This is a genomic window from Enterobacter sp. S-33 (assembly GCF_028735835.1).
In the GTDB taxonomy this organism is placed as follows: domain Bacteria; phylum Pseudomonadota; class Gammaproteobacteria; order Enterobacterales; family Enterobacteriaceae; genus Enterobacter; species Enterobacter vonholyi.
On sequence record NZ_CP117838.1, the window covers coordinates 2835815 to 2858097 of the forward strand.

Annotated in this window: 20 protein-coding genes; 6 read left to right on the forward strand and 14 right to left on the reverse strand. The window is 56.5% G+C overall.

Annotated elements, in window-relative coordinates:
- The first annotated feature begins 22 nt into the window (after positions 1-22).
- Positions 23-685: an exodeoxyribonuclease X gene (exoX, locus tag PUP35_RS13480; protein ID WP_115875682.1), complete on the forward strand. Its 663-nt coding sequence runs from the start codon at positions 23-25 to the stop codon at positions 683-685.
- On the opposite strand, the gene ptrB is transcribed toward exoX, so the two are convergent.
- Positions 682-2742: an oligopeptidase B gene (ptrB, locus tag PUP35_RS13485; RefSeq protein ID WP_274240179.1), complete on the reverse strand. Its 2061-nt coding sequence runs from the start codon at positions 2740-2742 to the stop codon at positions 682-684. The genes exoX and ptrB overlap by 4 nt on opposite strands.
- A gap of 85 nt (positions 2743-2827) precedes the next feature.
- Positions 2828-3475 (reverse strand): tellurite resistance TerB family protein, encoded by a 648-nt coding sequence (locus PUP35_RS13490; protein ID WP_274240182.1) that lies wholly within the window; start codon positions 3473-3475, stop codon positions 2828-2830.
- 171 nt (positions 3476-3646) lie between these two features.
- Here PUP35_RS13490 and purT point away from each other — a divergent pair, with 171 nt between their 5' ends.
- Positions 3647-4825, forward strand: coding sequence for a formate-dependent phosphoribosylglycinamide formyltransferase (gene purT / locus PUP35_RS13495; RefSeq protein WP_274240183.1), 1179 nt, complete (start codon positions 3647-3649; stop codon positions 4823-4825).
- A 41-nt stretch (positions 4826-4866) separates the two neighbouring features.
- On the opposite strand, the gene kdgA is transcribed toward purT, so the two are convergent.
- The 3 genes from kdgA to zwf form a co-directional block, all read right to left on the reverse strand.
- Positions 4867-5508, reverse strand: a complete 642-nt coding sequence (gene kdgA, locus PUP35_RS13500; RefSeq protein ID WP_063409039.1) for a bifunctional 4-hydroxy-2-oxoglutarate aldolase/2-dehydro-3-deoxy-phosphogluconate aldolase — start codon at positions 5506-5508, stop codon at positions 4867-4869.
- Between the two features lie 39 nt (positions 5509-5547).
- A complete protein-coding gene (edd, locus tag PUP35_RS13505) occupies positions 5548-7359 on the reverse strand; it encodes a phosphogluconate dehydratase (RefSeq protein WP_115875686.1) in 1812 nt (603 codons plus the stop codon).
- Positions 7360-7592: 233 nt separating this feature from the next.
- Positions 7593-9068: a glucose-6-phosphate dehydrogenase gene (gene zwf / locus PUP35_RS13510; protein WP_008500457.1), complete on the reverse strand. Its 1476-nt coding sequence runs from the start codon at positions 9066-9068 to the stop codon at positions 7593-7595.
- Positions 9069-9424: 356 nt separating this feature from the next.
- Here zwf and PUP35_RS13515 point away from each other — a divergent pair, with 356 nt between their 5' ends.
- Together PUP35_RS13515 and pyk are read left to right on the forward strand one after the other, a co-directional pair.
- Complete coding sequence (locus tag PUP35_RS13515) at positions 9425-10294, forward strand: MurR/RpiR family transcriptional regulator (RefSeq protein ID WP_115875687.1); 870 nt, start codon at positions 9425-9427, stop codon at positions 10292-10294.
- 140 nt (positions 10295-10434) lie between these two features.
- Complete coding sequence (gene pyk / locus PUP35_RS13520) at positions 10435-11877, forward strand: pyruvate kinase (RefSeq protein ID WP_008500455.1); 1443 nt, start codon at positions 10435-10437, stop codon at positions 11875-11877.
- 45 nt (positions 11878-11922) lie between these two features.
- Here pyk and lpxM read toward each other — a convergent pair whose 3' ends face one another.
- The 3 genes from lpxM to znuA all read right to left on the reverse strand — a co-directional run bounded on the left by lpxM (position 11923) and on the right by znuA (position 15295).
- Positions 11923-12894, reverse strand: a complete 972-nt coding sequence (gene lpxM / locus PUP35_RS13525; protein ID WP_274240192.1) for a lauroyl-Kdo(2)-lipid IV(A) myristoyltransferase — start codon at positions 12892-12894, stop codon at positions 11923-11925.
- 121 nt (positions 12895-13015) lie between these two features.
- A complete protein-coding gene (mepM, locus tag PUP35_RS13530; protein ID WP_045326742.1) occupies positions 13016-14335 on the reverse strand; it encodes a murein DD-endopeptidase MepM in 1320 nt (439 codons plus the stop codon).
- 15 nt (positions 14336-14350) lie between these two features.
- Positions 14351-15295: a zinc ABC transporter substrate-binding protein ZnuA gene (znuA, locus tag PUP35_RS13535; protein WP_127732807.1), complete on the reverse strand. Its 945-nt coding sequence runs from the start codon at positions 15293-15295 to the stop codon at positions 14351-14353.
- 77 nt (positions 15296-15372) lie between these two features.
- On the opposite strand from znuA, the gene znuC reads away from it, so the two are divergent.
- Positions 15373-16128 (forward strand): zinc ABC transporter ATP-binding protein ZnuC, encoded by a 756-nt coding sequence (znuC, locus tag PUP35_RS13540; protein ID WP_023312233.1) that lies wholly within the window; start codon positions 15373-15375, stop codon positions 16126-16128.
- Positions 16125-16910: a zinc ABC transporter permease subunit ZnuB gene (znuB, locus tag PUP35_RS13545; RefSeq protein WP_249576225.1), complete on the forward strand. Its 786-nt coding sequence runs from the start codon at positions 16125-16127 to the stop codon at positions 16908-16910. The genes znuC and znuB overlap by 4 nt, the downstream gene beginning before the upstream one ends.
- A 59-nt stretch (positions 16911-16969) precedes the next feature.
- Here the strand turns inward: znuB and ruvB are convergent, their stop codons facing one another.
- The 6 genes from ruvB to aspS form a co-directional block, all read right to left on the reverse strand.
- Positions 16970-17980, reverse strand: a complete 1011-nt coding sequence (ruvB, locus tag PUP35_RS13550) for a Holliday junction branch migration DNA helicase RuvB (RefSeq protein WP_008500449.1) — start codon at positions 17978-17980, stop codon at positions 16970-16972.
- A gap of 8 nt (positions 17981-17988) precedes the next feature.
- Positions 17989-18603: a Holliday junction branch migration protein RuvA gene (gene ruvA, locus PUP35_RS13555; protein WP_274240202.1), complete on the reverse strand. Its 615-nt coding sequence runs from the start codon at positions 18601-18603 to the stop codon at positions 17989-17991.
- Positions 18604-18683: 80 nt separating this feature from the next.
- Entirely contained in the window at positions 18684-19205 is a 522-nt protein-coding gene (gene ruvC, locus PUP35_RS13560; RefSeq protein WP_003859749.1) for a crossover junction endodeoxyribonuclease RuvC, read from the reverse strand.
- Positions 19206-19239: 34 nt separating this feature from the next.
- On the reverse strand, positions 19240-19980 hold the full coding sequence (locus tag PUP35_RS13565; protein ID WP_008500447.1) for a YebC/PmpR family DNA-binding transcriptional regulator: 741 nt from the start codon (positions 19978-19980) through the stop codon (positions 19240-19242).
- 27 nt (positions 19981-20007) lie between these two features.
- On the reverse strand, positions 20008-20451 hold the full coding sequence (gene nudB / locus PUP35_RS13570) for a dihydroneopterin triphosphate diphosphatase (RefSeq protein ID WP_008500446.1): 444 nt from the start codon (positions 20449-20451) through the stop codon (positions 20008-20010).
- 1 nt (position 20452) lies between these two features.
- Positions 20453-22225 (reverse strand): aspartate--tRNA ligase, encoded by a 1773-nt coding sequence (gene aspS / locus PUP35_RS13575; RefSeq protein ID WP_274240211.1) that lies wholly within the window; start codon positions 22223-22225, stop codon positions 20453-20455.
- Positions 22226-22283 lie beyond the last annotated feature (58 nt).

The window sequence follows — 22283 nt, forward strand, 5'->3', positions numbered from 1 at the left end:
GTTTTAAGCCCAGGAGTTTTCAATGCTGCGCGTCATCGATACCGAAACTTGCGATCTTCAGGGCGGAATTGTGGAAGTGGCCTCTGTCGACGTGGTTGATGGTAAAATCGTCAACCCAATGAGCCATCTGGTGCGTCCCGATCGCCCCATCAGCCCCCAGGCGATGGCTATCCATCGCATTACAGAATCGATGGTGGCGGATAAGCCCTGGATTGAAGAGATCATTCCGCACTACTACGGTAGTCCGTGGTACGTCGCGCATAACGCCAGCTTTGACCGCCGGGTGCTACCTGAAATGCCGGGCGAATGGATTTGCACAATGAAGCTGGCGCGTCGTCTCTGGCCGGGCATTAAATACAGCAATATGGCGCTGTACAAGTCCCGCAAGCTCAGCGTTCGTACCCCTGAGGGGCTTCACCATCACCGCGCCCTTTATGACTGCTATATCACCGCCGCGTTGCTGATTGATATTATGAATATCTCAGGCTGGACACCGGATGATATGGCGACGATCACTGGACGCCCCGCGTTACTGACCACATTTACCTTTGGTAAATATCGCGGGAAGCCGGTGTCTGAGATAGCGGATAAAGACCCGGGCTATTTGCGCTGGCTGTATAACAACCTCGACAGAATGAGCCCGGAACTGCGCTTAACGCTGAAACATTATCTGGGCGACGCTTAACCCTCCGCACGGCCTGGCAGCGTGTCCTGCGCCAGGCCAATCAGGAAGGCATATTCCAGGGCAACCCCTTCGTACGATTTAAATCGTCCCGATTTCCCGCCGTGTCCGGAGTCCATATCGGTACACAGCAGCAGCAGATTGTCATCGGTTTTCAGCTCCCGCAGCTTTGCCACCCATTTTGCCGGCTCCCAGTACTGCACCTGAGAATCATGCAAACCGGTGGTGACCAGCATGTGCGGGTAGGCTTTCGCCTCCACGTTGTCGTACGGGCTGTACTCTTTCATATAGCGGTAGTAAATCTCATCCTGCGGGTTTCCCCACTCTTCAAACTCTCCGGTGGTAAGAGGAATGGATTCATCGAGCATGGTCGTCACCACATCGACAAACGGTACCTGCGCGACAATCCCCTTAAAGCGGTCGGGACGCTGGTTGATAACCGCCCCCATCAGCATGCCGCCCGCGCTGCCGCCCATGCCAAAGCAGAGTTGCGGATCGCCATAGCCCTGCTCAATCAGCGCGTCGCAGACGTCGAGATAATCATTGAAGGTGTTTTTCTTTTTCAGGAATTTCCCGTCTTCATACCAGTGCTGGCCCAGCTCACCGCCGCCGCGAATATGGGCTATGGCGAAAACAAAGCCGCGATCGAGCAGGCTTAACCGGCTGCTGCTGAAATCGGCGTCCATGCTTGAGCCATACGACCCGTAGCCGTAAACCAGGATCGGGTTTTTGCCTTTCTGGAAATGGGCTTGGTGATAGACGAGCGAGACGGGGACCTCAACGCCATCCCGGGCGGTGACCCACAGGTGCTCGCTGCGGTAGTTTTCAGACTCAAACCCTTTGACCTCGGTCTGTTTAATCACCTGGCGCTGTCCGGTATCCATGTCCAGCTCAAACAGGGTGTCCGGTGTGGTCATGGATGAGTAGCCGTAGCGCAGCCGCGATGATTCGGGTTCGGGATTGAATCCAATCCACGTCACATAGGCCGGGTCGTCGAACGCAATCCCCACCACTTCACGCGTTTTGCGGTTGATTTGCCGGATACTGGTCAGCCCTCGCTGGCGCTCCTCCACCACCAGCCAGTCGGTAAACAGGGTGAACCCTTCCAGCATCACCTGATCCCGCGCGGGGATAAGCACCTCCCACTTGCGCTCATCGCGCACTTTGGTTTTATAGAGACCAAAGTTTTTGCCCTCACGATTGGAGCGCAAATAAAAGCTGTGCTGGAAATGATCCAGGCTGTACTCGTGATCCTTGCGGCGCGGCAGGAAACAGAGCGGCTGGGCGTCAGGCAGTTCGGCATCCAGCAGCAGAACTTCCGACGTCGTCGCGCTGGCAAGGAAGATAATCACATAGTGGCGCGAGGAGGTTTTATGCAGGCTGACATAGAACGTTTCGTCTTTCTCTTCATAAACCAGCTCGTCGTCTGCGGAGTCCGTTCCCACGGTGTGCCGCCATACCTGATAAGGCAGTAGCGTCGAGGCGTGCTTTTTGACGTAGTAAACCGTCTCGGAATCATTCGCCCAGACAAAATCCGGGGAGACGTTTTCCAGCATTTCCGGATACCAGTTGCCGCTCTCCAGATTGCGAAACCGCAGGCCGTACTGGCGGCGGGAGAGATAATCCTCCGCCAGCGCCATCACCGCATTGTCAGGCGAAATGGACATGCCGCCCAGGGTATAAAACTCGCTGTGTGCAGCGCGCTGGTTGGCATCCAGCAGAATATCCCACTCGTCCCATTCGGCGCTTAATACCGACTGACGCTGATAAATGGGATACTCATTGCCGGGCTCGTAAATATGGCGATAGCGATAGCCGTTTTTGGTCCAGGGCGCGGAGATATCGCGCTGAGGAATACGCTGCACCATTTCATTCAGCAGCTGGTCCTGAAGCGTCTGCTGGCTGGACATGACCTTGCGGCCATAGTCGTTTTCCTCGTGCAGGTAGTCGAGCACCTCTGGCCGGGAGCGCGAATCGTCCCGTAGCCAGTAATAGTTGTCTATACGCGTATCGCCATGCGTGGTGATCGCATAAGGTATACGTCGGGCTTTCGGTGGCATGTCATCTTTCTTTTTTGTTTTACACCCTATAAGGTTGGCAAAACCCACGCATGATGCAAGCGAAACAGGGTCGCAACGGCGAGAACTATCCCTGTAACGCCTGTTTTTGTTCCCGGATATCCCGCTCAATGCCTTCGCGCACGTCTTGTGGGATCTTTAACGCATCACCCAGGGCGTTAAGGTAGCTCCGCTCCATAAAGTGATCGATATCGATGGCGGCACAGCTGAGGAAATAGAGTTCAAGCGCCTCTTCCTCATTTTTCACGCTTTGCGCCAGACGCTGCGGCTCCAGAGGCTGTTCGATGGCCTGCGCCACCAGCGTTCTGCCCTTCTCTTCAACGCCGGCTTCACGCAGTTGCTGCTCGATCGCCAGTCGTTCCCTATCGTCGATATGTCCGTCACTTTTCGCGGCAAAGACCAGCGCCAGGATCAGCCGTTCGGTACGCAGATCCAGCGGCGAGGTGTGCTCGCCGTAATGCGGTTCATCGCTGTGCGCGGTCCTAACCCTGTCCTTGTATTTGTTCCACAGGACGGTACCCGCAATGGCGCCCCCACCGGCCAGCAGTGCGCCTGTCCCGTACTTTGCCAGCAGCTTGCGCGAGGATTTATTCGCGACCAGCAGGCCTGCCAGCCCGCCGAGCGCCCCGGGTACCAGCAGTTTGCTCAGGTCCCGCTCGCCAGACGATGTTTTCTGCCCTAACAGGGATTGCAATTGATTTAGCCAGCCAGACATAGTTTTCCTCACTTAACGGTGAATATGTTCCACAGCGTAAGCGAGCAGGCGTCAGGAAATGTCTGGACGGGCTAAAGAAGCGCAAATTTCTTCTCCCCCTCACCTGGCGTGTACAAGACAGACGCAAACGTTTTCGTTTATACTGCCCGCAACTTTTTCAGGGGGATTGTTATGATTCGTTTAGGAACTGCGCTGCGACCTGCGGCGACGCGAGTGATGCTGTTGGGATCGGGCGAGCTGGGGAAAGAGGTCGCCATTGAGTGCCAGCGTTTAGGCGTGGAAGTCATTGCCGTGGACCGTTATGCCGACGCCCCAGCCATGCACGTCGCCCATCGTTCTTATGTGATTAACATGCTGGATGGCGATGCCCTTAGCGAGCTGATTACGCGCGAGAAACCTGATTTTGTCGTGCCGGAAATTGAAGCCATTGCCACCGATACGCTGATCGCGCTTGAGCAGGAAGGCCAGCGCGTGGTGCCCTGCGCGAAAGCCGCAAAGCTGACCATGAATCGCGAAGGCATTCGTCGCCTGGCGGCGGAAGAGCTGGAATTGCCCACCTCGAGCTATCGTTTTGCTGGCGATAAGGCGGCATTCCTGCAGGCTGTAGACGAGATTGGCTACCCGTGCATCGTTAAGCCGGTGATGAGCTCCTCCGGTAAAGGACAGAGCTTTATTCGCGACAGCAGCACGCTGGAAAAGGCGTGGGAGTACGCCCAGCAGGGCGGCCGCGCCGGTGCCGGTCGCGTCATCGTCGAAGGCGTCGTGAAGTTTGATTTCGAGATCACCCTGCTGACCGTCAGCGCCGTTGACGGCGTCCATTTCTGCGACCCGATAGGCCACCGTCAGGAAGATGGCGATTATCGCGAATCCTGGCAGCCGCAGCAGCTGAGCGCCCTGGCGCTGGAACGTGCTCAGGAGATCGCCCGTAAAACCGTCCTGGCGCTGGGCGGCTATGGCCTGTTTGGCGTGGAGCTGTTTGTGTGCGGCGACGAGGTGGTTTTCAGCGAAGTTTCCCCTCGCCCGCATGACACCGGCATGGTGACGCTGATTTCGCAGGATCTCTCCGAATTCGCCCTGCACGTGCGTGCCTTCCTCGGCCTGCCCGTCGGCGGTATCCGTCAGTACGGCCCGGCCGCCTCGGCGGTGATCCTGCCGCAGTTAACCAGCCAGAACGTCACGTTTGATAATGTCGACGGGGCGGTGGGTGCCGGGTTGCAGGTACGTTTGTTCGGCAAGCCTGAGATTGATGGAACCCGGCGTCTTGGCGTGGCGTTAGCCACCGGGGATAACGTTGACGACGCCGTGGCGAGAGCCAAAGCGGCCGCAGCAAGCGTTAAGGTAACGGGATAAAAAAACGGGCCGAAAGGCCCGTTTTTCATGCGACGAGAGACTTACTGCTTCGCGCCTTCTACCGCTTCGCGAGCCAGTTTGGTGATGCGATCCCAGTCGCCCGCTTCCAGCGCATCCGCCGGAACCAGCCATGAGCCACCGATGCACAGGACGCTTTTCAGTGCCAGGTAGTCACGGTAGTTGGCAGGAGAGATGCCGCCCGTCGGGCAGAAGCGTACCTGAGAGAATGGACCCGCAATCGCCTGCAGCGCTTTGGTGCCGCCGTTCGCTTCAGCCGGGAAAAATTTAAACTCTTTCAGACCGTAGTCCATGCCCAGCATCAGTTCGGAGACGGTGCTGATACCCGGGATCAGTGGAATAGTGCCTTCGGTCGCGGCTTTCAGCAGCGACTCGGTCAGCCCCGGGCTAATGGCAAACTGTGCGCCCGCTTCGGTCACTTCAGCCAGCTGTTTTGCGTTCGTCACGGTACCCGCACCGATGATGGCGTCCGGCACTTCTTTGGCAATCGCGCGAATGGCATCCATCGCGCAGGCGGTGCGCAGGGTCACTTCCAGAACGCGAACGCCACCCGCAACCAGCGCTTTCGCCATCGGTACAGCGTGCTCCAGCTTGTTTACCACGATAACCGGCACGACAGGGCCAGTGGTCAGGATTGATTCTGCACTTGTTTTCCAGTTTTTCATCAGAGTTTTCTCTCGCCAGATCGTTAAAATCAAGTCGTCTTAAAACGTAATACAGGTAGCGCCCTGCTCCGCACCGGAGAGTTTCTCACGCAGCGCGCTGAACATTTCGCGTCCGGTCCCCACGCGCGATGCGCTCAGGTCAGGAATATGGGGCTGACGTGCCGCCAGCTCGGCGTCATCGACCAGCAGGGTTAACTCACCTGTCTGACCGTTCACGCGGATCGTGTCACCGTCACGCACTTTCGCCAGTAAACCGCCGTCGTAAGCTTCAGGCGTCACGTGGATGGCTGAAGGCACTTTACCGGATGCCCCAGAGAGGCGTCCATCGGTTACTAACGCAATTTTGAAACGGCGGTCCAATAATACACCAAGTGGTGGCATAAGTTTATGTAATTCTGGCATCCCGTTAGCTTTAGGCCCCTGGTGACGCACCACCACCACGCAGTCTTTATCAAGCAGGCCGGCGTCAAAGGCAGGTAATACATCGTGCTGGCTTTCAAATACCACCGCCGGCGCTTCGATAATCTGGTTCTCTTCCGGTACGGCAGAGGTCTTCATCACCGCGCGACCGAGGTTACCGCTGAGCACTTTGGTGCCACCGTGAGGAGAGAAAGGTTTGTCGATAGTGGCAATCACCTGCGCATCAAGAGACGCGCTCGCCCCATCACGCCAGTCCAGCTCGCCGTTGTTCAGCCACGGCTCCTGGGTGTAGCGCTGCAGGCCAAAGCCAGCCACGGTATTCACGTCTTCATGCAGCAGACCGCCCTTCAGCAGCTCGCGCATCAGCAGCGGTACGCCGCCAGCGGCCTGGAAGTGGTTGATGTCCGCCGGGCCATTCGGGTACAGGCGTGCCATCAGCGGCACCACGGAAGAGATCTCGGAGAAGTCATCCCAGTTAATCAGAATGCCCGCCGCACGCGCCATAGCCACCAGGTGCATGGTGTGGTTGGTTGACCCCCCGGTTGCCAGCAGCGCGACAATCCCGTTGACGATGACTTTTTCATCGACCATTTTACCCATCGGCATCCATTCGTTGCCGTTTCCGGTCAGACGCGTGACCTGACGGGCCGCGGCCTCGGTCAGCGCCTTGCGCAGCGGCGCATCCGGCTGGATAAAGGACGAGCCCGGAAGCTGCATCCCCATAAACTCCACCACCATCTGGTTAGTGTTAGCCGTACCGTAGAACGTACAGGTCCCCGGCGCATGATAGGACGCGGCTTCCGCCTCCAGCAGCGCCTGACGGTCTGCTTTCCCTTCCGCGTACAGCTGGCGGATACGCACTTTTTCTTTGTTCGGCAGGCCGCTTGCCATTGGACCGGACGGCACGAAGATAGCAGGCAGATGCCCAAACGACAGCGCCGCCATCACCAGACCCGGGACAATCTTGTCGCACACGCCGAGATAGAGCGCGCCATCAAACATGTTGTGTGAAAGACCCACCGCCGCGGACATGGCAATCACTTCGCGGCTCAGCAGGGAGAGCTCCATACCGTCCTGACCCTGCGTTACGCCGTCGCACATGGCGGGTACCCCACCCGCGACCTGGCCCACCGCATTCACGCTGTGCAGCGCTTTACGGATGATATCCGGGTAAACCTCATAGGGCTGGTGCGCGGAGAGCATATCGTTATAGGCGGTAATGATGGCGATATTGTTACGCAACATGCTTTTCAGCGACGCTTTATCGTCAGGCTGGCAGGCGGCGAAGCCGTGCGCCAGGTTACCGCAGGCCAGCTGAGATCGGTGGACGGTGTTGCTCTTTGCCTGCTCAATCCGGGCGAGGTAGGCCGAACGGGTCTCTTTCGAGCGCTCAATAATGCGCTGTGTTACGCGTAACAATGTCGGATTCATAAAAGCTCCTCTCATTTATCTGTCCGGGCTCGGGAGTTTACAAAGTCGCTGGCAGTTGTTAACAACGCTGAAACGCTTGCTGTCCGGAGCTCAGGGGCAAAATCACTTCCGGCAGTGTAATAAAAAAAGCTCCGCGGGTGAATCCACGCGGAGCTTAAAAGTTGAAAATTGTGCCACTAGCTGTGTTAGATCATGTTACCGGTAAAATAACACTTTCGGGCTAGCGGATTATCTTACTCAAACTCGTTCCAGGAGCGGCCATCGCGGGTGATCATCGCCACCGACGCGACAGGTCCCCAGGTGCCCGCCTGATACGGTTTTGGCGCATCCTGATCGGCAGCCCAGGCTTCGGTGATGGAGTCGACCCATTTCCATGCTTCTTCCACTTCATCGCGGCGTACGAACAGCGCCTGAATACCGCGCATGGTTTCCAGCAACAGACGCTCGTAAGCATCGGCCAGGTGCGTCTGGTTGAAAGTTTCGGAATAGCTCAGATCCAGCTTGGTGGTCTGCAGGTTGTGTTTATGATCCAGGCCCGGCACTTTGTTCAGGATCTGGATATCCACGCCCTCGTCCGGCTGCAGACGAATAGTCAGTTTATTCTGCGGCAGTTCCTGCCAGGACTCTTTGAACAGGTTCAATTCCGGGTTCTTAAAGTAGACAACCACTTCGGAGCATTTGGCCGGCAGACGCTTACCGGTGCGCAGGTAGAACGGAACACCCGCCCAACGCCAGTCGTCGATATCCACGCGGATCGCCACGAACGTCTCGGTGTTGCTGGACTTGTTCGCGCCCTCTTCTTCCAGGTAGCCTGGCACTTTTTTGCCTTGCGCAAACCCGGCGGTGTACTGGCCGCGAACGGTCTTCTCGCGCACGTTGGAGCGGTCGATGCGGCGCAGCGACTTCAGCACTTTCACTTTGGCGTCGCGGATGCTGTCAGCCGTCAGGTCAGACGGAGGAGACATGGCAATCATGCACAGAATCTGCAGCAGGTGGTTCTGGATCATGTCGCGCATCTGACCGGCCTGGTCAAAGTAACCCCAGCGGCCTTCAATCCCCACCTCTTCCGCCACGGTGATTTCCACGTGATCGATAGTGCGGTTGTCCCAGTTATTCACAAACAGGGAGTTAGCGAAACGCAGCGCCAGCAGGTTCAGAACCGTCTCTTTACCGAGGTAGTGGTCGATACGGTAGACCTGGCATTCTTCAAAGAACTCGCCCACCTGGTCGTTGATTTCGCGCGAGGTTGCCAGCGACGTACCCAACGGCTTCTCCATCACGACGCGCGCCGGTTTGGCGTTCAGTTTGGCTTCGCCCAGACCTTTGCAAATGGCGCCGAAGGTGCTTGGCGGCATGGCGAAATAGTTAATGGTGACACGGTTTTTCTGATCCAGCATCGCGCCCAGGCGGGCGAATGCGCTGACGTCATTCACGTCCAGGTTGCAGAAATCGAGGCGTCCACTCAGGGTATCCCACAAACTTTCATCAATTTTTTCTTTCATGAAAGTTTCGAGCGCCTCGCGGACGACTTTGGTATAAGCGTCCTTGTCCCAGTCGGCGCGCCCTACACCCAGGATACGGGTATCCGGATGAATTTGGCCCGCTTTCTCCAGTTGATACAGGGAAGGCAGCAATTTTCGGCGTGCAAGATCGCCTTTCGCGCCGAAAATGACCAGGTCACATGCCTGGGCTGTTTGCGTTACCGCCATGTCATTCTCCTCAGTTGGATCACCTGGTACTTCTGCCAGGTATCGTTGTAATTTTATTACAATGCACTGTACTGCTTTTACGTCATTCCCGAAACCATTAGCGCTTATCGTCGCGTGCGATACCGCGATTTTTCACCCTTCGGATGATTTCGACGGCTTAATGACGCAACAACCGCCGTTTCTTTGCGCAACAGGGTCATAGCAAAACCCGACACCGATCAAGTAATGAAAAAAAACAACAACATTATCTTGTCGATTGTTACCCTTAATGGAAGCCACAAGGGTAATATCGGCTAAATCGAATCTCGATTTCATCAATTAATGAAATCGTTTACACCCATGAGCGTCCTGTTAACATGAACATGCTGGAAAAAATCCAGTTTCAACTGGAACACCTTAGCAAATCCGAGCGGAAAGTGGCCGAGGTCATTATGGCCTCCCCCGCTCAGGCGATTCATTCAAGCATCGCCGCTCTGGCACAGGAAGCGGGTGTTAGCGAACCCACGGTCAATCGCTTTTGCCGCAGTCTGGAAACGCGCGGCTTTCCTGATTTTAAACTGCATCTGGCACAAAGTCTGGCTAACGGCACCCCTTATGTTAATCGTAATGTGGATGAAGACGACAGCGTTGATGCCTATACCACGAAAATTTTTGAGTCGGCCATGGCTTCGCTTGACCACGTCCGTCAGTCTCTGGACATGAGCTCCGTGAATCGCGCGGTGGATTTACTCACCCAGGCCAAGCGAATTGCGTTCTTTGGGCTCGGGTCGTCGGCGGCCGTCGCGCATGACGCCATGAATAAATTTTTCCGCTTTAACGTTCCGGTTATTTATTCCGATGACATTGTGCTGCAACGCATGAGCTGTATGAATTGCAGTGAAGATGACGTCGTGGTACTGATTTCGCATACCGGCCGCACCAAAAGTCAGGTAGAGCTGGCGCAGCTGGCCCGTGAAAACGATGCCATGGTGATTGCCCTCACTACAGCCGGCACGCCGCTGGCGCGTGAGGCAACGCTGGCAATCACCCTCGACGTGCCGGAAGACACAGACATTTATATGCCGATGGTCTCCCGACTGGCCCAGCTCACCGTGATTGACGTGCTTGCGACCGGTTTTACCCTACGTCGCGGGGCAAAATTCCGGGATAACTTGAAGCGGGTCAAGGAAGCGCTGAAGGAATCGCGTTTTGATAAAGAATTGCTTATAAAGAGCGATGTTCCCTGATAGTTGATAACGAATACGTCACGAATAATGACGATGTAACGATTTACGGCATTCGGTCCCCTCGCCGCTGCCTTGCAGCAGATGAAGGCCGATTCAATGTTCACGCAACACCAAAGTTGTTTCAGTCAACGGAGTATTACATGTCCAGAAGGCTTCGCAGAACCAAGATCGTAACCACCTTAGGCCCGGCCACCGATCGCGATAATAATCTCGAAAAAATTATCGCCGCCGGTGCCAACGTGGTGCGTATGAACTTCTCTCACGGTACGCCAGAAGACCATAAATTACGTGCCGATAAAGTGCGTGAAATTGCAGCAAAACTGGGCCGCCACGTTGCTATCCTCGGCGATTTGCAGGGTCCAAAAATCCGTGTATCGACCTTTAAAGAGGGTAAAGTTTTCCTCAATATCGGCGACAAATTCCTGCTTGATGCCAACCTGGGCAAAGGCGAAGGCGATAAAGAGAAAGTTGGTATCGACTATAAAGGCCTGCCGGCTGACGTGGTGCCTGGCGATATCCTGCTGCTCGACGACGGTCGCGTACAGCTGAAGGTGCTGGAAGTTCAGGGCATGAAAGTGTTCACCGAAGTCACCGTTGGCGGCCCGCTCTCCAACAATAAAGGCATCAACAAACTGGGTGGCGGCCTCTCAGCAGAAGCGCTTACCGATAAAGACAAAGCGGACATCGTAACTGCCGCGCTGATCGGCGTTGACTACCTGGCCGTCTCCTTCCCGCGCTGCGGCGAAGATCTTAACTATGCGCGTCGCCTGGCACGTGATGCAGGCTGCGATGCTAAAATCGTCGCTAAAGTTGAACGCGCGGAGGCCGTTTGCGATCAGGATGCCATGGACGATGTGATCCTCGCCTCTGACGTTGTCATGGTTGCGCGTGGTGACCTGGGCGTGGAAATCGGCGACCCTGAGCTGGTCGGTATCCAGAAAGCGCTGATTCGTCGCGCACGTCAGCTGAACCGCGCGGTGATCACCGCCACTCAGATGATGGAATCGATGATCACCAACCCAATGCCAACCCGTGCGGAGGTCATGGACGTGGCCAACGCCGTGCTGGACGGTACGGATGCGGTGATGCTCTCTGCGGAAACCGCTGCGGGCCAGTATCCGGCAGAAACCGTGGCCGCCATGGCGCGCGTCTGCCTGGGCGCTGAAAAGATCCCAAGCATCAACGTCTCTAAACATCGTCTGGACGTGCAGTTCGACAACGTGGAAGAAGCGATTGCGATGTCTGCGATGTACGCGGCAAACCACCTGAAGGGCGTTACCGCGATCATCACCATGACCGAATCTGGCCGCACCGCGCTGATGACCTCTCGTATCAGCTCTGGCCTGCCAATTTTCGCCATGTCCCGTCACGAACGTACCCTGAACCTGACGGCGCTGTACCGCGGCGTGACGCCGGTTCACTTCGACAGCACCAATGACGGCGTAGCTGCAGCGCACGATGCCGTAAACCTGCTGCGCGACAAAGGCTATCTGGTGTCCGGTGATATCGTCATCGTGACCCAGGGCGATGTGATGAGCACCATCGGCTCAACCAACACCACGCGCGTTATGACCGTCGAGTAATAACGTTTGTGTTAAAAAGCCCTCTCCGTCTGGAGAGGGCTTTTTTTATTTCCTCGGATAAAGCTCTTTGCGTTTGTAGGGCTCTGTTTCACCCGGTTTACGCGTTTTAAGCAGCTTCAAAATCCACGTGTACTGTTCGGCATGCGGCCCCACCAGGATCTCCACCTCTTCGTTCATTCGACGCGCGATGGTGTGGTCGTCCGCGGTGAGCAGATCGTCCATCGGCGGACGGACCTCAATACTCAGGCGATGCGTTTTGCCGTCATAGACCGGGAATAGCGGGATCACGCGGGCACGACAGACTTTCATCAGTCGACCAATCGCGGGAAGCGTCGCTTTATAGGTCGCAAAGAAATCGACAAACTCGCTGTGCTCTGGGCCGTGGTCCTGATCCGGGAGATAGTAGCCCCAGTACCCCTGACGTACCGACTGAATGAAGGGCTTAATGCCATCGTTACGCGCATGCAAACGTCCGCCAAAACGACGACGCACCGTGTTCCAGACAAAATCGTAGATTTTATTTCCCTGGTTATGGAACATCGCCGCCATTTTCTGGCCCTGAGACGCCATGAGCATCGCCGGAATATCAACGCCCCAGCCGTGGGGGACAAGGAAAATGACTTTCTCATCATTGCGGCGCATCTCCTCGATGATGTCCAGCCCTTTCCAGTCAACGCGACCGACGATTTTATCCGGCCCTTTCAGCGCCAGTTCCGCCATCATCGCCATTGCCTGCGGGGCAGTGGTATACATCTCATCAATAATTGCCTCACGTTCGGCGTCGCTTTTCTCAGGAAAACAGTATAAGAGGTTAATCTGCGCGCGGCGGCGAGCGCTCTTGCCTAAACGCCCGGCCAGACGGCCAATTTTCCCCAGAACTGGGTCTCGGACGGAAGCCGGCAGCAACGCCATCCCCGCAAAGGCGTAAACACCAAGCCAGGCGCCCCAGTTGCGCGGATGGCGGAAGGATTTTTCAAACTCAGGAATGTATTCAATATTGTTTTTTTTGGTTTCCATGCTGGATCCAGGGTCTGATGACGCAAAATTTTATTCAGATAGTGTAGCGAGGCAGTCGTCCCCGCACAAAAGAAAAAGCCGGCGTCAGTGTGCGCCGGCTTTTTTAACAAAAACAGAGGGCTTAGTTTAAGCTCAGCTGCGGTATCACCTCTTTCACCTGCGCCAGATAATCAGTACGATCTTTACCTGTCAGGCCTTCGGTGCGCGGCAGTTTCGCCGTCAGCGGGTTCACTGCCTGTTGGTTGATCCACACTTCATAGTGCAGATGCGGGCCGGTGGAGCGTCCGGTATTGCCGGAAATCGCGATACGGTCACCACGCTTCACCTTCTGGCCCGGTTTGACCAGCAGCTTGCGCAGGTGCATGTAGCGGGTCGTATAAGTACGACCATGACGTACCGCGACATAATATCCGGCGGCACCGCTACGCTTGGCCACCACCACTTCGCCATCCCCTACCGCCAGTACCGGCGTACCCTGCGGCATGGCAAAGTCAACGCCACGGTGCGGCGCGACGCGCCCGGTTACCGGGTTCAGACGACGCGGGTTAAAGTTAGAGGAGACGCGGAACTGTTTTGCCGTCGGGAAGCGCAGGAAGCCTTTCGCAAGGCCCGTACCGCTGCGATCGTAGAACTTACCGTCTTCGGCACGAATCGCGTAATAATCTTTACCCTCAGAGCGCAGTCGGACGCCCAGCAGCTGGCTTTGCTCGCGCTTGCCGTCCAGCATCTCGCGTGACATCAGGACGGAGAACTCATCGCCCTTCTTCAGCTTGCGGAAATCCATCTGCCACTGCATGGCTTTGATCACCGAACTGATTTCAGCGCTGGTCAAACCTGCATCGCGCGCGCTGGAGACAAAGCTCGCGCCCACGGTGCCTTTCAGAACGCTGTTAACCCAGTCACCCTTCTGCATTTCGCTGGTCATCTTGAAACCGTTTGCAGTGCGATCGTAGGTGCGGGTTTCGCGGCGGGACATTTCCCAGGTCAGACGCTGGAGATCGCCATCCGCCGTTAATGTCCAGGAGAGCTGCTGTCCGATTTTCAGATTACGAAGATCTTTATCCGCAGCCGCCAGCTGGCTGATATTGCCCATGTCGATGCCGTACTGGTTCAGCACGCTGCTCAGCGTGTCACCGGTAGACACTACATATTCGTGGATACCCGCTTCGTTCTCGGTTTTATCGTCCAGTTCATCCTGCGGGATAGCTTCATCTTCCTGAGCCGCCTGGTCGATAGGCTCACTGGCTTCAGGCAGCAAAGAACGGATTTCGCTCTTTTCAAGCTCAATGGTTTTGATGATAGGGGCAGAACTCGGGTGGTACACATAGGGCCGCCAGACGGCGACCGCTAAGGTGAGTACTGTAAGCGACCCCAGCATAACGCGGTGGGGTCGAGGCAGATTGTTAAATGCCAGGGCGACAGAGCGGGCTATCTGTTGCACGTATTCACTTCCTCGTTATTCTCCTTTCAGGCAGCTCGCATACTGGTTCGCCAGTTGGCTGAGGAACTGCGAATAGCTCGCTTTGCTCAACTGGATATTCGTACCTAGCGGGTCAAGGGTTCCCATGCGCACGGATGTTCCCCTGGCCACGGCTTCTACGACCGCTGGCCTGAACTGTGGCTCAGCAAAAACGCACGTCGCTTTCTGCTCAACCAGCTGTGTTCTGATTTCATGTAAACGCTGCGCACCAGGCTGAATTTCAGGGTTGACGGTGAAGTGGCCCAGCGGGGTCAAACCGTAGTGTTTTTCGTAATAGCCGTAGGCGTCATGAAAAACGAAATACCCTTTTCCTTTCAACGGTGCGAGCTCATTACCCACCTGCTTATCGGTTGCGGCTAATTGTGCCTCAAAATCCTTCAGGTTGGCGTCTAGTTTGGCTCGACTTTGCGGCATAAGTTCCACTAATTTGTCATGGATTGCAACCGCTGAAAGCCGCGCTATCTCTGGGGATAACCAAAGATGCATGTTGTACTCGCCGTGATGGTGATCTCCATCACCTTTTTCACCGTCTGCAGCATGGTGGTCATGTTCGTCGCCGTCGTCATCCGCCCCTTTCATGAGCAACGGTTTCACGCCGGGGAGGTCGGCAATCGCGACCTGTTTTTCACCCGCCACCTGTTTTGCTGACTTCTGCATGAACGCTTCCATTTCAGGACCAATCCAGACGACTAAGTCCGCGTTTTGCAAGCGTTTTACATCTGACGGGCGCAGGGAATAGTCATGCTCAGATGCACCATCAGGGAGCAGAACCTGGGTCTCCGTTACGCCGTCTGCAATGGCAGACGCGATGAATCCAAGTGGCTTAAGCGAAGCGACAACCGCAGCGTTAACATCTTGTGCGGTTGTCCCCCAAAGGGCAGCAGATAATGCTGCGAAAAGAAGCGTATTTTTATGTAACATAATGCGACTAATCATCGTAGTGAATGCGTGGAGTGTGATATTATAACATTCGTTGACTTCTTCAAGCTTAAAATGACATGACGACATTGGTTTCTCTTGAAAATATTTCGGTCTCATTTGGCCAGCGCCGCGTCCTCTCTGACGTGTCGCTCGATCTGAAACCCGGCAAAATTCTGACGCTTCTCGGCCCCAATGGCGCAGGTAAATCCACCCTGGTACGCGTGGTGCTGGGTTTGGTCGCACCCGATGAAGGCGTGATTAAGCGTGAGGAAAAATTGCGTATTGGCTATGTGCCGCAAAAACTTCATCTCGACGCCACGCTGCCGCTGACGGTCAGCCGTTTCCTGCGTCTGCGCCCCGGCACGCGTAAAGCCGATATTCTCCCGGCACTGAAACGCGTGCAGGCGGGCCATCTTGTCGATGCGCCGCTGCAAAAACTGTCCGGCGGTGAAACTCAGCGTGTTTTACTTGCCCGCGCGCTGCTGAGCAGCCCGCAGCTTCTGGTACTGGATGAGCCGACTCAGGGTGTGGATGTGAATGGTCAGGTTGCGCTTTATGATTTGATCGACCAGCTACGTCGAGAGCTCGATTGCGCAGTGCTGATGGTCTCCCATGATCTCCATCTGGTAATGGCAAAAACCGACGAAGTGCTGTGCCTCAACCACCATATCTGCTGCTCCGGTACGCCTGAAGTCGTCTCCATGCATCCGGAGTTTATCTCCATGTTCGGCCCTCGCGGCGCCGAGCAGCTTGGCATTTATCGTCATCATCATAATCATCGCCATGATTTACAGGGACGAATCGTACTGCGTCGGGGAAATGGACACTCATGATTGAACTGTTACTGCCCGGCTGGCTGGCCGGGATTATGCTTGCCTGCGCCGCGGGCCCGCTCGGCTCATTTGTGGTATGGCGCAGAATGTCTTACTTCGGTGATACCCTGGCGCATGCGTCCCTGCTGGGCGTGGCTTTTGGTCTGCTGCTGAACGTCAACCCGTTCTACGCGGTGATTGTGGTCACGCTGCTGCTGGCGGCCGGTCTGGTCTGGCTGGAGAAGCGTCCTCACCTCGCCATTGATACGCTGCTTGGCATTATGGCGCACAGCGCCCTGTCTCTGGGCCTGGTGGTGGTCAGCCTGATGTCGAACATCCGCGTGGATCTGATGGCCTACCTCTTCGGTGACCTGCTGGCCGTGACGCCGGAGGATCTCATCGCTATAGCCATTGGCGTGCTGGTGGTGCTCGCTATTCTGCTCTGGCAGTGGCGGAATTTACTGGCTATGACCGTCAGCCCGGACCTGGCATTTGTCGACGGCGTGAAGCTGCAGCGCGTTAAGCTGCTGCTGATGCTGGTGACGGCGTTAACCATTGGCGTAGCGATGAAGTTTGTCGGCGCGCTGATTATTACGTCCCTGCTGATCATCCCTGCCGCTACGGCGCGTCGTTTTGCCCGTACGCCTGAGCAGATGGCCGGTGTGGCCGTAATCGTCGGGATGATTGCGGTAACGGGTGGACTCACCTTCTCGGCGTTCTATGACACGCCTGCGGGGCCGTCCGTGGTGCTGAGTGCGGCGGTGTTATTTATTTTCAGTATGATGAAAAAGACCGCAAATTAATATGGAGGGCACTGATGCCCTCACCCTGCCCCTCTCCCACCGGGAGAGGGAATTAAGGATTACGGCATCGCCGGTGGCGTAATGCCGAAATGATTCCACGCCCGCACCGTTGCCATACGTCCACGCGGGGTGCGCTGCAGGAAACCCTGCTGAATCAGATACGGCTCCAGCACATCTTCAATCGTCTCACGCTCTTCCCCGATTGCCGCCGCCAGATTATCCAGCCCGACCGGGCCACCGAAGAACTTGTCCAGCACCGCCAGCAGCAGCTTGCGGTCCATGTAGTCAAAACCTTCGGCATCGACGTTCAGCATGTCCAGCGCCTGGGCGGCAATCTCGGCGGAAATCGAACCGTTGTGCTTCACCTCAGCAAAGTCACGCACGCGGCGCAGCAGGCGGTTGGCGATACGCGGCGTACCGCGGGAACGCTTCGCCACTTCAAACGCGCCCTCTTCGCTCATTTCCAGCCCCATATAGCGGGCGCTGCGGCCAACGATGTGCTGGAGATCGGCCACCTGATAAAATTCCAGACGCTGCACGATCCCGAAACGGTCGCGCAGTGGGGAGGTCAACGACCCGGCTCGCGTCGTTGCGCCAATCAGGGTAAACGGCGGCAGATCGATTTTGATGGAGCGCGCGGCCGGACCTTCGCCGATCATGATATCCAGCTGGTAATCTTCCATCGCCGGATAGAGCACCTCTTCTACCACCGGTGAGAGACGGTGGATCTCATCGATAAACAGCACGTCATGCGGTTCGAGGTTGGTCAGCATCGCAGCGAGATCGCCCGCCTTCTCCAGCACCGGGCCGGAGGTGGTGCGCAGGTTAACGCCCATCTCATTGGCGACGATATTCGCCAGCGTGGTTTTGCCTAAACCGGGAGGGCCAAAAATCAGCAGGTGATCGAGCGCATCGCCGCGCAGCTTTGCCGCCTGGATGAAAATCTCCATCTGGGAACGAACCTGCGGCTGGCCAATGTACTCATCAAGCAGTTTTGGGCGAATCGCGCGATCCACCACATCCTCTGCCTGAACAGTGCCTGCCGAAACCAGGCGGTCTGCTTCAATCATCCTTTACCTCACAATGCAGCGCGCAGCGCTTCACGAATCAGGGTTTCACTCCTGGCGTCCGGTTTGGCAATTTTGCTCACCATACGGCTGGCCTCCTGAGGTTTATAGCCCAGCGCCACCAGCGCGGCAACCGCTTCCTGCTCGGCATCATCATCCGTCGCAGGCGCACCTGGAGAGGTCAGTACCAGATCGGCCGCCGGCGTGAAGAGATCGCCATGCAGGCCTTTAAAGCGGTCTTTCATCTCGACAATCAGACGCTCTGCCGTTTTCTTACCGATGCCCGGAAGCTTAATCAGCGCCGCAGGATCTTCGCGCTCAACGGCATTCACAAACTGTGGTGCAGACATGCCGGATAAGATCGCCAGCGCCAGCTTCGGCCCGACGCCGTTGGTTTTAATCAGCTCGCGGAACAGCGTGCGTTCCTGCTTGTTGTTGAAGCCATACAGCAGCTGGGCATCTTCACGCACCACAAACTGAGTAAAGACAATCGCCTCTTTGCCCGCGTCCGGCAGCTCGTAGAAGCAGGTCATCGGCATATGGACTTCATAGCCCACGCCACCCACTTCCAGCAGCACTAACGGGGGTTGTTTTTCAATGATGATGCCTCTGAGTCTGCCTATCACGTGACGCTCCTGCGTTCTGGAAGAAATTAACTGCCGACATAATAAAAAAAGGCTGGATAAACATCCAGCCTGATTTGTCATTATCGTAACCTGCCTCGCGCCAGATTGAGCCGCGACTCGCTCATTTGCATCGCGTTCTGGCTCACGTGACAGTGGGTAATCGCAATCGCCAGCGCATCCGCGGCATCGGCCTGCGGGTTCGCAGGGAGCTTCAGCAGGGTACGCACCATGTGCTGCACCTGACTTTTCTCCGCGCTACCAATACCCACCACCGTCTGCTTAACCTGACGCGCCGCGTATTCAAATACCGGCAAATCCTGGTTCACGGCAGCGACAATGGCAACGCCACGCGCCTGGCCGAGCTTCAGCGCCGAATCGGCGTTTTTCGCCATGAAGACCTGCTCGATGGCGAAATAGTCCGGCTGAAACTGGGTGATGATCTCAGATACGCCCGCATAAATGAGCTTCAGGCGCGACGGCAGATCGTCAACTTTGGTGCGGATACAGCCGCTGCCCAGGTAGGTTAACTGGCGTCCCACCTGACGGATAACGCCATAACCGGTGACGCGTGAGCCTGGGTCAATCCCGAGAATAATCGACATCACGCGTCTCCTGTAACGGATTCATACGCTCTCATCAGAGAGTCGCTGCAACCTCATCAGAGATTTCACCGTTGTGGTACACTTCCTGCACGTCGTCACAGTCTTCGAGCATGTCGATCAGACGCAGCAGTTTTGGTGCGGTTTCCGCATCCATGTCCGCTTTGGTGGACGGGATCATGGAGACTTCAGCGTTGTCCGCTTTCAGGCCTGCCGCTTCCAGCGCGTCGCGCACGGCACCCATCTCTTCCCATGCGGTATAAACGTCGATAGCACCGTCGTCGAAGGTCACTACGTCTTCCGCACCGGCTTCCAGCGCCGCTTCCATGATCGCATCTTCGTCGCCTTTCTCGAAAGAGATGACGCCTTTTTTGCTGAACAGGTACGCAACGGAACCGTCAGTGCCCAGGTTGCCACCGGTTTTGGTGAACGCGTGGCGCACTTCCGCAACGGTACGGTTACGGTTGTCGGACAGGCACTCAACCATCACCGCCGTACCGCCAGGACCGTAACCTTCATAAATGATGGTTTCCATGTTCGCGTCTTCGTCACCGCCCACGCCACGTGCGATTGCACGGTTCAGGGTGTCACGCGTCATGTTGTTGGACAGCGCTTTATCAACCGCCGCGCGCAGACGCGGGTTAGACGCCGGGTCGCCGCCGCCCAGACGCGCTGCCGTCACCAGCTCGCGAATGATTTTGGTAAAGATCTTACCGCGCTTGGCATCCTGTGCCGCTTTGCGGTGTTTGGTGTTGGCCCACTTACTATGACCTGCCATAAAAATATCCTCAAAGAGCGCGCCTTTTCAGGCAGCGTTAATTACAAATTCTTCAATCGCCTGCCGGTTGCTCCACGACTTGGTCAGCGCGGCGGCATCCGCCGCATTCACCCAGCGGTAGGTCAGGTGTTCGGTAAACACGATCTCCCGTTCATGGGGGAGCGCGAGACAGAACCACGATTCCGTATTGCGCTCGGTACCCGGCGCGTAGCGATGACGTAAATGGCTAAAAATTTCGAACTCCACCGTGCGCTGACAGTCCTTCAGGGTCAGTTGCTCGCGGGCAACGTCAATGGCGACCTCTTCCTTTACTTCACGCGCGGCGGCCTGCGGCGCGGTCTCCCCCTCTTCCAGACTGCCGGTAACCGACTGCCAGAATTCAGGGTCATCACGCCGCTGCAACATCAGCACCCGCTTCGTGTCTTCTGCATAAATGACCACCAGGACCGAAACGGGGAGCTTATATGTCATATCAGTTTTTCTCTTCCTTCTTCACCACCTCAATGCCCAGCTCAGCCAGTGCGGCCGGGTTGGCAAAGCTTGGCGCTTCGGTCATCAGACACGCTGCGGCAGTGGTTTTCGGGAAGGCGATAACATCACGGATGTTATCGGTGCCGGTCAGCAGCATGGTCAGACGGTCAAGACCAAAGGCCAGGCCCGCGTGCGGAGGCGTACCGTATTTCAGCGCGCCCAGCAGGAAGCCGAATTTCTCGCGCTGCTCCTGCTCGTTGATACCCAGGATGCCGAACACGGTCTGCTGCATTTCACCGCTGTGAATACGCACGGAACCGCCGCCCACTTCGTAGCCGTTAATGACCATATCGTAGGCGTTGGCGACGGCCTCTTCCGGTGCCGCTTTCAGCTCTGCCGCCGTCATCTCTTTTGGCGAGGTGAACGGGTGGTGCATCGCGGTCAGGCCGCCTTCACCGTCGTCTTCAAACATTGGGAAGTCGATAACCCACAGCGGCGCCCATTTGCTCTCGTCGGTCAGGTTCAGGTCTTTGCCGAGCTTCAGACGCAGCGCGCCCATCGCATCCGCAACAACTTTCTTGTTATCTGCGCCGAAGAAGATCATGTCGCCGTCCTGCGCGCCGGTGCGCTCAAGGATCGCTTCCACGATGTCAGCGTTCAGGAATTTCGCGACCGGGCTGGTGATACCTTCCAGACCTTTCGCACGCTCGGTCACTTTAATATAGGCCAGACCTTTAGCGCCGTAGATCTTGATGAAGTTGCCGTAATCGTCGATCTGCTTACGGCTCAGTGCTGCACCACCCGGTACGCGCAGGGCCGCCACACGGCCTTTAGGATCGTTAGCCGGGCCGGAGAAGACGGCAAACTCAACGGCTTTCACCAGGTCTGCAACGTCCACCAGCTCCATCGGGTTACGCAGGTCTGGTTTGTCAGAGCCATAACGACGCTCGGCTTCCGCGAAGGTCATGATCGGGAAATCGCCCAGCTCAACGCCTTTAACGTCGTTCCACAGGCTACGCACCAGGGCTTCCATCACTTCACGCACCTGCTCAGCGGTCATGAAGGAGGTTTCCACATCGATCTGGGTAAATTCAGGCTGGCGGTCAGCACGCAGGTCTTCGTCGCGGAAGCATTTCACGATCTGATAGTAGCGATCGAAGCCGGACATCATCAGCAGCTGTTTGAACAGCTGTGGAGACTGCGGCAGCGCGTAGAATTTGCCTTTATGGACGCGGGATGGCACCAGGTAATCGCGCGCGCCTTCCGGCGTGGCTTTGGTCAGCATCGGGGTTTCGATATCGAGGAAACCGTGGTCATCCATAAAGCGACGCACCAGGCTGGTGATTTTCGCACGGGTTTTCAGGCGCTGAGCCATCTCCGGACGACGCAGATCCAGATAGCGGTATTTCAGACGCGCTTCTTCAGTGTTGACGTGGTTGGAGTCCAGCGGCAGCGCTTCAGCACGGTTAATGATCGTCAGATCGGACGCCAGCACTTCAATGGCACCCGTCGCCATGTCGGCGTTAACGTTTTTCTCGTCACGCGCACGCACGGTGCCGGTGACCTGAATGCAGAACTCATTACGCAGCTCAGAGGCCAGCTTCAACGCATCAGCGCGATCCGGGTCGAAGAACACCTGAACGATACCTTCGCGGTCGCGCATATCGATGAAGATAAGGCTACCAAGATCACGACGACGATTGACCCAACCACACAGGGTTACCTGCTGTCCGACGTGGGACTGACGCAGCTGCCCGCAATATTCTGTACGCATGAGATATCCCTTAATTAGCCGCAGGCTAAATGTCGCCTGGTATGCAGGCTACTATGTC